The following is a 12,854-nucleotide window of genomic DNA, read 5'->3' as shown; positions in this document are numbered from 1 at the left end:
GAAGGAGACGTGCGGGTGCCCAGGCTGCGGTGGCGACTCGTCGCCGGCATCGTCGTCGTCGCACTCGTCGCGGCGGGCTCGGTCGCCGGCCTGCGCTGGTGGGAGCGCAGCCACCGCACCGACCTCGAGAAGGCGCTCGCCTACGCGCCGTCCGGCACCGCGCGCTTCTCGTGGACCGACTGGGCCGGCGTACGCCGCGAGCTCGACGCCGACCTCGACGGCCGCTCGTCGGCCGACGAGCTGGATGCGTTCCTCTCCGACGGCTTCGACGCCGACCTCACCTCCGGCTCCGCGATGGGCGAGTCCGCGACGGTGCTCCAGCAGGCCTTCGGCTTCTCGCCGGCCACGGTCGACTGGGAGCTGCTCGCCCAGGGCGACGAGGGGTCGGTGCTGCTCGCCGGGCTGCCCGACGACCTCGACCTCGACGACCTCGCCGACGACCTGGAGGCGCTCGGCTACGAGCGCCCCGACGACGAGGACGGCGTCTGGAACGGCGGCGAGGAGCTCGTCGCCCGCATCTCGCTGGCCAACGGCAGCAGCCTGTCGCCGCAGTTCCAGTACCTCGCGCTCGACGGCGACCGACACCTGCTGCTCGCCAGCGACAGCGGACCCTACCTGCGCGACGCGGTGGCCGGGATCGACGACGAGCTCGACGACCAAGGGTTGCGCGACGTGGCGTCCGCGGTGTCGGAGCCGCTCTCGGCGGCCGTCTACACCGGCGACTTCGCCTGCCGGTCGCTCGCCATGGCGCAGGCCGACGCCGACGATCAGAGCACCGCCGACCAGCTGGTCGCGCAGGCCGGCCGGGTCGACCCGATGACCGGCTTCGCGATGGGTGTCGAGCCGGACCGGACGGTGACGGTCGCGATGGCCTTCGAGAACGACGACCAGGCGCGCCGCAACGCCGACAGCCGGGCCACGCTCGCGTCCGGCCCGGCGCCCGGCCAGGGCGGCGACTTCCCGGAGCGGTTCACGCTCGGGCCGGTCACCGCCGACGGGTCGGTGGTGCGGATGCAGCTCGACCCGGTCGACGGCAGCCCGGTGCTGTCCGACCTCTCGACCGGGCCGGTGCTGTTCGCGACCTGCTAGACGAGGCTCAGACGATGCTGAGCGTGTGCCCGAGCGCGAGGCGCAGGCGCTGCCACCACCGAGGCTTGTGCATGCCCTCGAGGTAGCCCGCCGACCCGGTCGCATCCTCGCCCGAACGGGTGTTCCTCAGGAGCGGTGACGGGTCAGCGGAACGACCTGAGCCGCAGGCTGTTGCTCACCACGAACACCGACGACAGCGCCATCGCCGCCCCCGCGAGCATGGGCGTCAGCAGCCCGGCCGCGGCGATCGGCAGGGCCGCGACGTTGTAGGCGAACGCCCAGAACAGGTTGCCCCGGATCGTCGCGAGCGTCCGCCGCGCCAGCCGCACCGCGTCGGCGGCGACCCGCAGGTCGCCGCGCACCAGCGTCAGGTCGGAGGCCGCGATCGCCGCGTCGGTGCCCGTGCCCATTGCCAGACCGAGGTCGGCGGTGGCGAGGGCCGCGGCGTCGTTGACGCCGTCGCCGACCATGGCCACGACCCGGCCGCGCGCCTGGAGCGCGCGCACCGCCTCGACCTTGCCCTCGGGCAGCACACCGGCCACGACCTCGTCGATGCCGACCTCGGCCGCGACCGCCCGCGCCACCTGCTCGTGGTCGCCGGTGAGCAGCACGGGCTCGAGGCCGAGCCCGCGCAGGCGCCGCACCGCGTCGGCCGAGCCCTCCTTGACGGTGTCGGCGACCTCGAGCACGCCGCGGCCACGACCGTCCCAGCCGGCCACCACCGCGGTGCGGCCGAGCGCGCGAGCGCGCGCGACCGCGTCGTGCAGGTCGGCGGGCACCACGAACCCCTCGTCGCCGAGCAGCTCGGGGCGGCCCACCAGCACGTCGCGACCCTCGACGGTGCCGCGCACGCCACGGCCCTCGAGGTTGCGGAAGCCGGTCACGTCGGGGTGCGGCCCGGCACCGGCCAGCGCCCGGCCGATCGGGTGCTCGGAGGCCGCCTCGAGCGCGCCGGCCAGGCGGCGTACGTCGTCGGCGTCCTCGCCGTCGGCCGCGACGACGCCCACGAGCTCCAGCCGGCCGGTGGTCACCGTGCCGGTCTTGTCGAGCACGACGGTGTCGATGCGGCGGGTGGCCTCGAGCACCTCGGGGCCGCGGACCAGGATGCCGAGCTGGGCACCCCGTCCGGTGCCGACCATCAGCGCGGTCGGCGTGGCCAGCCCCAGAGCGCACGGGCACGCGACGATCAGCACCGCCACCGCCGCGGTGAAGGCCGTCGCCGCCTCCGCGCCGGTGCCGAGCCAGAAGCCGAGCGTCGCCACCGAGAGCGCGATCACCGCGGGGACGAAGACGCCCGATATGCGGTCGGCGAGCCGCTGCGCCTGGGTCTTGCCGTGCTGTGCCTCCTCCACCATCCGGGCCATCCGCGCCAGCTGGGTGTCGCTGCCCACCCGGGTGGCACGGACGACGAGTCGTCCGAAGGTGTTCACCGTGGCACCCGCCACCGACATCCCCGGACCCACGTCCACAGGCACCGACTCACCGGTCAGCAGCGCGGCGTCGAGCGCCGACGTGCCGCTCTCCACGACGCCGTCGGTCGCGAGCTTCTCGCCCGGCCGGACCACGAAGAGGTCGCCCTCCCGCAGCTCGGCGACCGGGATCCGCGCCTCGACGCCGTCGCGCAGCACCGTGACGTCCTTGGCGCCGAGCTCCATCAGGGCCCGCAGCGCCGCACCCGCGCGCCGCTTGGAGCGCTTCTCGAACCAGCGCCCGGCCAGCAGGAACGTCGTCACGCCGGCGGCGGCCTCGAGGTAGATGTTGTCGAGGCCGTCGGTGCGCTCGAGGGTGAACCGGAACGGGTGCTTCATGCCGATCACGCCGGCCGAGCCGTGGAGCAGCGCGACCAGCGACCACCCGAACGCCGCCAGCACGCCGACCGAGACGAGGGTGTCCATGGTCGTGCTGCCGTGGCGGAGGTTGACCGCGGCGGCCCGGTGGAACGGCCAGGCGCCCCAGACCACGACGGGGGCGGCGAGGGTCAGGGACAGCCACTGCCACCCGTCGACCTGGAACCGCGGGACCATCGCCATCGCGATCACCGGGACGGTGAGCAGCGCCGAGACGAGTAGCCGCTGGCGGAGCGCGTCGAGCTCCGGGTCGTGCTCCACGTCGTCGTCGCCGGTCGCGGGCGGCTCCACCTCCGGCAGGCGAGCGCCGTAGCCCGCCGCCGCGACGGTCTCCAGGAGCTGGTCGGTCGAGACGGTCGCCGGGTGGGTGACCCGCGCCCGCTCGGTGGCGTAGTTGACGCTCGCGGTGACGCCCTCGAGCTTGTTGAGCTTGCGCTCGATCCAGTTGGCGCACGAGGCGCAGGTCATGCCGGTGATGTCGAGCTCGACGATGCCCTCGGCAGGGGGCGTGACCAGTCCGGTGATCGTGTCAGTGTTCATCGTGGTCCTCCGCCGTCTCCACGGTGGTCGTGAACGCCACCGTGTGCACGGTCCCCGCGTGCTGGAACTGGAGGAACAGCCGGTAGCGGCCCGCCGACGGGAACTCGGTGCCGAACGCGATCTCCGGGCCGGGCGCGCCCTCCTCCGGGTGCACGTGCAGGTAGCCCAGGTCGCCCTCGCGGAGCGCGACGAGGTGGCCGTACGCGCCGAGATAGGGCTCGAGGTCGGTGACCGGCGCACCGTCACGGGTGACGGTCGCGGTGAGGAGCGACCCGCCGTCGGCGTCGTCCGTGCGGTCGAGCCGCACGTCGTAGCCGTCGGCCTGCGCGACCACGACGTCACCGCCCAGCGGCTGCGGCTCGAAGTCGCCCGCCACCAGGAGGTCCGCGCCCAGGACCAGCTTGTCGCCGCCGGCCGGCACGAAGTCGGCCAACACCCGCCAGGCGCCGGGGTCGAGGTCGACGTCGGTCGTCCACTCCCCCGTGGTGGGGTCGAGGTCGGGGTGCACGTGCTGGAAGCCGGTCAGGTCGCGCCGCACGACCACGAGGTGCAGGTCGCGCTCGTGTTGCTCGTCGTACGCCGTGACCCTGGCGCCGTCCGGACCCGTGACCGCGAAGGTCAGGGGCTGTCGGCCCGCCTCGAGCCCGGCGCTCGTGAGGGCGAGCGAGTAGCCGCCGGCAGCGGCCTCGAGGCCGCCCACGCCGTGGTCCGTCCCCATGTCGTCCATCCCGGCCATGTCGTCCATGTCGTCCGAGCCGCCGTCGCCGCCCATGCCTCCGCCGTGGTCGGCCTCGGCCGGCTCGGTGTTGATCGGTCCCACGACCGAGCCCACGCCGAGCGCGACGGCGAAGAGCGCAGCGCAGCCGACGGCGAAGGCGAGCACGCGGGCGGCGCCGTTCATGTCAGCGTGTAGCCGGCTTCCTCGACGGCGGCCGCGACGGCGGCCCGGTCGAGGGGCTCGGCACTGGTGACGGTGACCTGGCCGGTCGCGTGGTCGGCGCTGACCTCGAGGACTCCCTCGAGCTCGCCGACCTCCTCCTGCACCGACATCTCGCAGTGACCGCAGGTCATGCCGGCGACGGCGTACGTCGTGGTCGTGGTCATGCTCATGCTTTTCGGGGCCCCCGCGGAAGCGAGAGCATCCGCGCGCGCAGCGCGCTCCTCCGAGCGCTTTCGTGGGGAAATCATGAGCGCACCAGCCTTCCGATCGCGTCGACGGCCTCGGTGACCTTCTCGCGCCCCTCGGCCTCACCGGCCTTGGCGGCGTTGACGACGCAGTGGTTCATGTGGTCCTCGAGCAGGGAGAGCGAGACGGCCTGAAGGGCCTTGGTGACCGCGGCGACCTGGGTGAGGACGTCGATGCAGTACGTGTCCTCATCGACCATGCGCTGCAGCCCGCGGGTCTGACCCTCGATGCGCCGCAACCGCTTGAGGACGTCGTCCTTGCGATGCGTGTAGCCATTGATGGTGTCCATGAGCGCTACCCTACCCCCCTAGGGTATGAAGTCAAGTGCAGACGCCGGCGGCCGCCCAGACGAGCCATGCGGGTCGAAGACGCAATGGGAGCAATGGGAGCGAAGCGACCCGGTAGTTCCGAGCGAAGCGAGGCGCCCCGCGATCGGCCTCCGAGCCGCGGCGCCCGCGCCGCAGCGAGTGCAGCGAGCGAGGCGCCGCGAAGCTGGCGCCGCGGATTGGGGGCCGAAGCTCGCGGGGGTATCAAGCGACGAGCTCGCGGGGGTATTAAGCCAGCCCGAGGATCCGGTCGATCTCCGCCGTCGAGAGGTGCTCGTCGGCCTCGCTGGCCGCGATGATGAGGTTGGTGGTGAGCTCCACCTCGCGCAGGAGGTCGGCGTCCTCGAGCGTCACGTCGAACTGGTCGTGCATGCCGGGTCCTCCCTCCGCGGTGATCTGTGCACCCGGGTGTGACAGGGACCCGGGACGCTCCTGCTGGTATCCAGCGTAGTGGGCGCGGTCGACCTAGACAGTGATCCGAACGGGTGGTGGGCACACCACCCGAACAACGCACGAGGCCCCACCCGACAGGGTGGGGCCTCGCGAGGTTGATCCGGGTCAGAGAGGACGAACGTTCTCCGCCTGGGGACCCTTGGGACCCTGGGTGACGTCGAACTCAACCTTCTGGTTCTCGTCGAGGGACTTGTAACCCTGCGACTGGATCGCCGAGTAGTGCACGAAGACGTCGTCGCCGCCGTCCTCCTGCGCAATGAAGCCGAAACCCTTCTCGGCGTTGAACCACTTCACGGTGCCCTGAGCCATTGCTCGATTACTCCTTAGTCGGGGCGTGAGGCCGCCAACTCGACGGCCCCGCAATAGATGCGGTGACTCGCCGCTCCCGACCTGCAGGAAGCCCTACAAGCAAGAACGCCGTTGGTCCCAAAACCCCACCGGCGTCAGACCAGCTGGATGTTGCACCTGTTGCTGTGGCAAACAGTACCAACTCACGGCCGTGGGGGAACCCGTCGGAGGCCACTTCTGGACCCGACCACGCCCAGGTACGGCGACGGGGCCGCGACCGCACGGAGAGCCGGCTCGCCCCGCCACGGGCAGGCCGCCACGGGTGTCACCGTTCTGTGGATTTCGGTGGTCTAGTCGTTACCTCTGTCTATACCGCCTGCGTCCTCACGACCCTCGACTGTCCCTCTGAGTCACACCTGTCACACGTTACGGGGCTAATCGGACTAGTCCGAAATGACTATGCCGTCGACGATCTACTGATCATCTACAGAACGTCTTCACGCGCTGTTACCCGGTGGCGAACCTAAGGGCGTGACCAACCCCCCTGAGGTCACGGACCCCCCACCGGTCACGCCTTCCGTGAACCCCCGGCCGCCCACGACCTCCTGCGACGAGGTCCGGCGGCCCACGGACGACGGACCACGACCCCTGGATGGCCCCGATGTCCACCACCCTCTCCACCGCCGCCCGACTGGCTGTCGTCGCCGTCGCCGCGGCCGGCGCCTCCCTGACGCTGCCGACGTCCGTCGCGCAGGCCGCCGGTGCCACGACGTACTACGTCTCACCAGACGGCAGCGACTCCAGCACCGGCACCTCGCCCGGCACCGCCATCAAGACGCTCGCCCGGGCGTCCGGCCTGCCGCTCGGGCCGGGTGACCAGGTGCTGCTGCAGCGCGGCGCGACGTTCTCCGGCAAGCTGGCGATCTGGAAGTCGGGCACCGCCGGCGCCCCGATCACGATCGGCGCCTACGGCTCCGGCGCCAGGCCGGTCGTCACCGGTGACTGCCTCGAGGTGGGCGGCTCCTACGTCACCATGACGGACTTCACCGTGGCCTACTGCACCACCAACGGCATCTGGACCGACGGCACGGGCAACGTGGTCAGCAACGTCGAGGCGACGCACAACATCCACGGCATCGACGTCGCCGAGCACGCCAGGAACACCAAGGTCGTCCGCAACTACCTGCACCACAACGACCGGATGGCTCCCAACACCCCCGGCGAGTTCGACGACTACGGCGCGGTCGGCGTGGTCGTCCAGGGCGACAACACCGAGGTCGCCTACAACACCATCACCGACAACTGGGCGCCGTCGGCCGACTTCGGCACCGACGGGTCGGCGGTCGAGATCTACGGCGGCATCGGGTCGCTCGTGCACCACAACACCGCGAGCAACAACCGGACCTTCACCGAGCTCGGCAACAACCGCTCCGCCGACACGACCTACGCCTACAACCAGGTCACCTCGACCTTGAAGGACACCGAGTTCCTGATCACCCGCGGCGACGCCGACTTCTTCGGCCCGGTCCGCGGCACGGTCGCGGTGAACAACTCGGTGAAGCTCACCGGCTCCAACTCCCTGGGCTTCTCCTGCTACGCGGGCTGCACGGCGTCGTACTTCATGCTCTACAACAACGTCCTCGACGTCGCTGGCCGGATCGGCTACCTCGAGGGCACCATGTCCGGCGGCAACAACGTCTACTGGCGCGGGTCGATGAACGGCATCCACCTGATGAACGGCGACCGGTACGTCGACCCGGGGTTCAGGGGCAGCAAGCTCGTCCCGGGCCCCCGCAGCCCGCTCGTCGACGCCGGCCGCCCGGCGCCGATGAAGAAGGACCTGCACGGCCGCCGGGTCGGTGTCGACGGCAACGGCGACGGCAAGCGCGGCGCCGACATCGGCGCCTACGAGGCCCGCGCGAAGGGTCACCGCAACAACCACGGCACCCGCGGCGGCAAAGGCGGGAAGGGCGGCAAGGGCCACCCGCACTCCGCCCACCACGGCGGCAAGGGCCACCACGGTCACGGCCACGCTGCGCACCACGGCGGCAAGGGCGGCAAGGGTGGGAAGGGCGGCAAGGGTGGGAAGGGCGGCAAGGGCCACCCGCACTCGGCGCACCACGGCGGCAAGGGCCACCACAACCACCCGCACTCCGCGCACCACGGCGGCAAGCACCACGGCGGGAAGCACCACCACAGCACCCAGAGCCGAACCCGCCACACCTAGAGACCTGGCCCGGGGGACCCCAAGGGGTCGGGGTTCCCCGGGCCCGGATGGGAGCTTCGGCTCCCAACCCCCGCGAGAGCTACAACTCCCGCACCGGACCACGTTCTCCTACCGCCAGCCCGGGGGTGACAGGAAGCGCGGCCCAACGGACGTCCCGGCCCAGGGGGGCCGGGACGTTCCGCTGTCCGCCGGACCCGTTGCCTGACGGAGCGCGCGAGCGCACACTGCGAGACGGCGAGGGGAGGGACCCGCGTGACCGAGTCCACGTTGTCGAGGGCCGCAGGCTGGGCGGCGATCGTGTCCGGCGTCTGCTTCGCGGTGAGTGCCGTTCGGGCGGCGCTCCTGCCGACCGGCTGTGTGGGCGACGAGTGCCTGAGCCATCCCATGAGGCCGCAGTCGGCCCTGGTGAACGTGCTGTACGCCGCTGGCGCGCTCGCGCTGCTGGTCGCCGTGGCGGGGCTGATGTGGATCCTCAAGAGGCTCGGACTCCTCGGCCGGACCGGGTCCGCCGGGCTGGCCAGCTGCGGGCTGGCCGTCGTCGTCCTCGCCGCCGGCGCGGGCCTCCAGGCGGTCGCGCACGACGCGATGGAGGACCTGATGCCGGCGTTCGTCCTGCCGGGCGTCGCCCTCCTGGTCGTGGGGGTGGCACTGGTGGCCGTGACGGTGCTGCGGTCCGGGCTGCTCCCGCGGAGCGCCGGAGCGCTGCTGCTGGTGTCCGCGTGCATCCTCGCCTTCGTCAACGAGGAGGATGCCCGGATCCTGCTGCTGGTCCCGTTCGCGCTCGCCTGGGTGGTGACGGGAGTGCTGCTCCTCCGCACCGCACCGCTGTCACGCCGCCTCGACGCCCGGAGCGGATCCCGAGCCTCCTCGTCGCTATCCTGAGCGCTCGCCAGGGCACGTTCCTGGCCCCGGGCCCTTGGGGGGTCTGGGGAATAACTCTGACCTGCGAGTTGCGGACAATTGCAGTCCCAAGTTCGGTGGAGGTCGGAATATCCCGACATCAGAGTCGGAACGCCTGGAGTCGAGTGGCACGCAGTTGCTACCGACCCGAGGCGACTGTCTGAGGGTCGGGGGTACTGCTCGGGACTCGGCAGGGCCCAGCACCCGTGCCCCTTCTCAGCGCAACCTGATGCCGAGAGTCGCGGCGGCCTGCTTGAGGGCCTTCTCAGCCTCGGTCATTGTCTTGTCCTTGCGGCCCTTCTTGTACAGCGGGTTCTCGCTGTCCTCCACCTGGGCGAGACCGGCAATCATGAGCTGGAGCGCCTGCTGACGGGCGAGAAGCTGGCGGCCGCCCTTGCGTTTGCGGTTGCTGATGGGTTCGTTCGCTGCGGCCTGGATCTGTCGTGCCCACTCCAGGGCTCGTTCCTGACGACCTTGCCTGGTCAGCTGGCCCAGCGCGCCACGTTGCGGCCCGGGCGAGGGTGGTGCCTGAGTGGCCATCAGCGTCTGGGCCGGACCGTTGACCGCGACCACATCACCGGAGGTGGTGAACTGAAACGCAGCCACGCCTAGTGTCTCCGCGGCCGCGAACGCCTCAGTGGTGTATCCGGTGGCGTAGAACAAGCGGATCGCGAAGGCGTCGGCTGCGCCGCGCAACCGTTGGATCTCGGGCCCGCCGGTGGCTGCGACGTGGTACTTGACCTGCGCGGCGCCGGTCCGTGCGATGACATCGAGCCCGTTGTCTCGCCCGGGAGGGGTCAGCATCACGCCGTCGAACCTCAGGTGCCGCATGTGGTCGGCGGCCATCTGCTCCGCTTCCTGCCAGGAGAAGACCGGGCGTCCCCACCGCCAGGCTCCGCCGGCCGCGGCCTGACCGTACGTGGGCCGTCCAAGCTCGTCGGTTCCTTCTGCGCCTCCCCGCGGGACGATCCCGAGATCGGAGTCTGCCGGGTTGCCGACGCCGGCTGGGTCGCTGCTGAAGTCCAGGAGTGTCCCGGCGGCGCGGCGTAGCTCTTGGAGGTCCAACAGCGGCAGGTTGAGGTCGGCTCGTGCCCCGTGTCGGTCCCGAACGGTCACGGCCTGCCCGATGACCTTCTTCCTCCCCTCCTCGAGCGTGTACGGCGCAACCAGCAACTGCGTGGACGGGTCGAGCTCGTTGAGCGGGAACAGGATCAACCGGGAGCCGGTGATCACGCCGACCTTCGGTTGCATGCCCGCGCTCATCAGCGCCCACACGGCCTGCTCTCCAGGGCCGAGAATCGCGAACAAGACTTGAGCTCTCTTTGCAAGAGCGCGGCGGCTGCTGCGTGAACCTTGCACGGTTGCGGTGCGCGGATCGGCGTCGAGCTGGTCGGGTGGCATCGCCGACATCCTCACCTCTCACGCCCACGTTGCCAACCGACAGGCGGCACGAACTGAGGCCTCCAGGCTGACCGTGTCGCCGACGCTGTAAAGCGGCCGCCACGTCCCTTCAACACGGGCCCTGGCAGCTACAGGTCATCCTCGCTAGTCGCGGTCTCGTGAGTGGACGGTCGGACGTGTTCGTCCAGGCGTTCGAGCGGGTGCCCGTCGAAGATGGTGGCGCACTCGGGGCATCTCACGCACCAGCCGCCGTAGTCGCTGCGATCGAGGAGGACCACGGGCCCGCCACTGCCGGGACAGACATCGCGGCCAGGCGTCGGCCCGACGCCAGCCGCTGTACCTGTCGGCTTGACTGTGCGCGGCAGCCCGTACGGTTGGCTTCGTCCCTCCCTTTGGGCCGACTCGTTCGCCTGGTCGTGTAGGTCCCAGAGCCGTTCGTGCCGGAACGGGACATCGTCGGGGGGCTCTGTGCCGTACCCCAGCCAGACGTGGTGGTTGATGTGCATGGCGACGACGGGATCGATCGGTGTCCGCTTCGCGTAGGAGTTGCGTAGTTCTTGTCGCCAGTCGTGGCCATCAGTCTCGGTGAACTCGTCCCAGCCGTCCCCGGGTGTCATGCCGGCTCGCGCCATGTCCATCGCATCGCCCGGGTCCATCTTCGCGAACACACGACGGGCGTGCTCAAAGTCGGGGTTGGTCTCGCGATCGATGAACTCGTTGAGGAGCCAGACGTCGAACGGATGCCAGCCCAGGTCGCGGAACATCTGAGCACCCTCTGGTGACTCAGCGGGGCCGGGCCAGGAACCGGACCACGGCGCCGCTTCCTGCGCGGTGAATCCTCGGTCGCGCCAGTCTCGAGCCGAGTGAGCCAGATCGGGTCCACTCAGGCTCTCGCCGAGGAGCCCCCACCATTCCTCCGCCTCCGAAGGAGAGAAACCAGCGACCTTCCAAGGGATCGCGATGTCCAGAATCTCCTGCTCTGTCATCCCCGTGTCGTGGTGCTCTTTCGCCACGCGTGGGACAAGCTCACGCCATTGGTCTTCTTCGGCCCTTGGAAAGCCGGCCGCCCACCACGCGCGATCGGTCTGCTCATCACGGTCCGCGGGAGGGTGCGAGTCCAGCCAGGCCGCCTGGTCGACCGACGTGGGTAGCCGCGGTGTCCCGATCGACTCCGGTCCGTCGAGGATGACACTGCGAGTGACGGCGATCCGGACCCTCGGCAGAAGTTCGACGGACGCACCGTGCTCGTCATGACGGACCTCGTCGTCTGGCACTCTTCCGAAGCCGAGCCTGCGGACCACACTGCGCATGCACATGGCGGTGCGGCCGTGCGCAATTCCCTCGCTGGTTTCGGGGAGCACGTCGACCACCCCGACTAGAAAACAGCCATCGCCGTTCGGCGGGCCGAACTTCAGGGTGAGTTCCTCAGCTAGATCCATCGCCACCCTCTTGAGCCTGCCATCGAGCCCCGGCATTGGAGGGATCGCCACCATCTCCTCCGGTGGTTCCCAGAGGGGTCCCGCCCTCAACGAAGAAGACCATGTCCACGACCTTGGCTCGGGTGTAAAGCCGGCTGCTCGGGAGTCCCGTTGTGAAGTCGAGCGTCGGCTCTCGAAGTCCATCAATCCTCGCCGCGTTCGCCCGATAGAACTCCCCGACCAGGTGCAACGATCCCGTGTTGAACGTGGAGACACCGAAGCCCTTCTTGAAGTAGGTGTCGAACGCCGGCACGCAGCCGAACACGCCGAGCATGACCTTGGTGACCAAGATGTCGGATGCCTCGACCGGGCGGAGAGCGCGGCGAATCTCGAGCGACGTCCGGTAGATCAGATCAACGCTCTCCGCGTCGTACCTGTTGAGGTCGAGATCCCACAGTTCGGCCGGAGCGTCGGCCACGGTCTCGACCAGAGGGACCAGGTGACGGGCGCTTCGCTGCAGCAGCTCAGATGACCCGCGTAGCATGCCCCAGCTAGCGAGGTAGAAGCCGAGGTGGAAGCAGCTGGCTTCCATCCCGGTCGGCTCATCCCAGCCAGCGACGGCACTGCGACGCTGCTGGAAGTGGTTGAAGCAGTAGTCGAAGGAGGTGTAGCGGGCCGTTGGGTCGCGATGCCGCAGGTACCTGTCGACAGCATCCTCGATGTCGACCTCCCGCGGCCGGCGCGTCATCGCCGTGCGGCGGTGAGCTCCCGGCCGGACGTATTCTGCTTCACCGTCATACCGGCGGTAGACGCCATGCTCGACCCGTGTGATGAGAGGTCGCCGGTTCGCGAACATTCCCCGTGATTCGGCCGACGCATTCGAGGTAGCGACCTGGATGTGCGCCCGCAGCGACTGCTCCTTCACCTCCGGATAGTGACGTCTGAACCAGCCCACGATCTCTGAGGCGCGAAACGGCTCTGACAGATACCCCACGCACTCTTCGAGTCGAGCCCAGATGGTGTCGGCCACAGGGACATCGTCGTACAGACTGCGGGTCTGGTCATTCCGCCGTGCAGCCTCACCATGGCACCACCACTTGGCGCCTTCGCCACCTGTCGCCAGGTCGGCGGCTGGAACGGTGGATCTGGACTAGCCCCTCGTGTGGGTGTGCCCACCAT

The 12,854-nt window shown here is 70.1% G+C and carries 12 protein-coding genes; 3 read left to right on the top strand and 9 right to left on the bottom strand.

Features of this window, described 5'->3' with window-relative positions; genetic code table 11:
• Positions 1 to 15 precede the first annotated feature (15 nt).
• A complete protein-coding gene (locus G514_RS0100935) occupies positions 16 to 1,089 on the top strand; it encodes a hypothetical protein (RefSeq protein WP_157544538.1) in 1,074 nt (357 codons plus the stop codon).
• 143 nt (positions 1,090 to 1,232) lie between these two features.
• Here the strand turns inward: G514_RS0100935 and G514_RS0100930 are convergent, their stop codons facing one another.
• The 6 genes from G514_RS0100930 to G514_RS0100905 form a co-directional block, all read right to left on the bottom strand.
• Positions 1,233 to 3,476, bottom strand: coding sequence for a heavy metal translocating P-type ATPase (locus G514_RS0100930; protein ID WP_028650231.1), 2,244 nt, complete (start codon positions 3,474 to 3,476; stop codon positions 1,233 to 1,235).
• Positions 3,466 to 4,377 (bottom strand): hypothetical protein, encoded by a 912-nt coding sequence (locus G514_RS0100925; RefSeq protein WP_028650230.1) that lies wholly within the window; start codon positions 4,375 to 4,377, stop codon positions 3,466 to 3,468. Before G514_RS0100925 ends, G514_RS0100930 begins: the two co-directional genes overlap by 11 nt.
• Complete coding sequence (locus tag G514_RS0100920) at positions 4,374 to 4,580, bottom strand: heavy-metal-associated domain-containing protein (RefSeq protein ID WP_028650229.1); 207 nt, start codon at positions 4,578 to 4,580, stop codon at positions 4,374 to 4,376. The genes G514_RS0100925 and G514_RS0100920 overlap by 4 nt, the downstream gene beginning before the upstream one ends.
• An 80-nt stretch (positions 4,581 to 4,660) precedes the next feature.
• Positions 4,661 to 4,951, bottom strand: a complete 291-nt coding sequence (locus tag G514_RS0100915) for a metal-sensitive transcriptional regulator (protein WP_211222006.1) — start codon at positions 4,949 to 4,951, stop codon at positions 4,661 to 4,663.
• 265 nt (positions 4,952 to 5,216) lie between these two features.
• Positions 5,217 to 5,360 carry a hypothetical protein gene (locus tag G514_RS30560; protein ID WP_169576261.1) on the bottom strand — a complete coding sequence of 48 codons (144 nt, stop codon included), beginning with the start codon at positions 5,358 to 5,360 and terminating at the stop codon, positions 5,217 to 5,219.
• Between the two features lie 186 nt (positions 5,361 to 5,546).
• Positions 5,547 to 5,750: a cold-shock protein gene (locus tag G514_RS0100905; RefSeq protein ID WP_028650227.1), complete on the bottom strand. Its 204-nt coding sequence runs from the start codon at positions 5,748 to 5,750 to the stop codon at positions 5,547 to 5,549.
• Positions 5,751 to 6,390: 640 nt separating this feature from the next.
• Between G514_RS0100905 and G514_RS28820 the strand changes: the two genes are divergently transcribed.
• Positions 6,391 to 7,956 carry a right-handed parallel beta-helix repeat-containing protein gene (locus tag G514_RS28820; protein WP_157544537.1) on the top strand — a complete coding sequence of 522 codons (1,566 nt, stop codon included), beginning with the start codon at positions 6,391 to 6,393 and terminating at the stop codon, positions 7,954 to 7,956.
• Positions 7,957 to 8,208: 252 nt separating this feature from the next.
• Positions 8,209 to 8,838 (top strand): hypothetical protein, encoded by a 630-nt coding sequence (locus G514_RS0100895; protein ID WP_028650226.1) that lies wholly within the window; start codon positions 8,209 to 8,211, stop codon positions 8,836 to 8,838.
• 234 nt (positions 8,839 to 9,072) lie between these two features.
• On the opposite strand, the gene G514_RS28815 is transcribed toward G514_RS0100895, so the two are convergent.
• The 3 genes from G514_RS28815 to G514_RS28810 form a co-directional block, all read right to left on the bottom strand.
• Positions 9,073 to 10,257, bottom strand: a complete 1,185-nt coding sequence (locus G514_RS28815) for a restriction endonuclease (protein WP_169576259.1) — start codon at positions 10,255 to 10,257, stop codon at positions 9,073 to 9,075.
• A 128-nt stretch (positions 10,258 to 10,385) separates the two neighbouring features.
• Complete coding sequence (locus G514_RS0100885) at positions 10,386 to 11,696, bottom strand: hypothetical protein (protein ID WP_157544535.1); 1,311 nt, start codon at positions 11,694 to 11,696, stop codon at positions 10,386 to 10,388.
• Positions 11,683 to 12,705, bottom strand: a complete 1,023-nt coding sequence (locus tag G514_RS28810; RefSeq protein WP_051246381.1) for a DUF7669 domain-containing protein — start codon at positions 12,703 to 12,705, stop codon at positions 11,683 to 11,685. The genes G514_RS0100885 and G514_RS28810 overlap by 14 nt, the downstream gene beginning before the upstream one ends.
• Positions 12,706 to 12,854 lie beyond the last annotated feature (149 nt).

Source organism: Nocardioides halotolerans DSM 19273 (genome assembly GCF_000422805.1).
GTDB classification, from domain to species: domain Bacteria; phylum Actinomycetota; class Actinomycetes; order Propionibacteriales; family Nocardioidaceae; genus Nocardioides; species Nocardioides halotolerans.
This window is presented reverse-complemented; position numbering and strand designations above follow the sequence as displayed.

Bases quoted from the DNA above. Each gene is read 5' to 3' on its own strand.
- G514_RS0100930 (WP_028650231.1), bottom strand. From the start codon at position 3,476: ATGAACACTGACACGATCACCGGACTGGTCACGCCCCCTGCCGAGGGC.
- G514_RS0100925 (WP_028650230.1), bottom strand. From the start codon at position 4,377: ATGAACGGCGCCGCCCGCGTGCTCGCCTTCGCCGTCGGCTGCGCTGCG.
- G514_RS0100920 (WP_028650229.1), bottom strand. From the start codon at position 4,580: ATGACCACGACCACGACGTACGCCGTCGCCGGCATGACCTGCGGTCAC.
- G514_RS0100915 (WP_211222006.1), bottom strand. From the start codon at position 4,951: ATGGACACCATCAATGGCTACACGCATCGCAAGGACGACGTCCTCAAG.
- G514_RS30560 (WP_169576261.1), bottom strand. From the start codon at position 5,360: ATGCACGACCAGTTCGACGTGACGCTCGAGGACGCCGACCTCCTGCGC.
- G514_RS0100905 (WP_028650227.1), bottom strand. From the start codon at position 5,750: ATGGCTCAGGGCACCGTGAAGTGGTTCAACGCCGAGAAGGGTTTCGGC.
- G514_RS28820 (WP_157544537.1), top strand. From the start codon at position 6,391: ATGTCCACCACCCTCTCCACCGCCGCCCGACTGGCTGTCGTCGCCGTC.
- G514_RS28815 (WP_169576259.1), bottom strand. From the start codon at position 10,257: ATGCCACCCGACCAGCTCGACGCCGATCCGCGCACCGCAACCGTGCAA.
- G514_RS0100885 (WP_157544535.1), bottom strand. From the start codon at position 11,696: ATGGATCTAGCTGAGGAACTCACCCTGAAGTTCGGCCCGCCGAACGGC.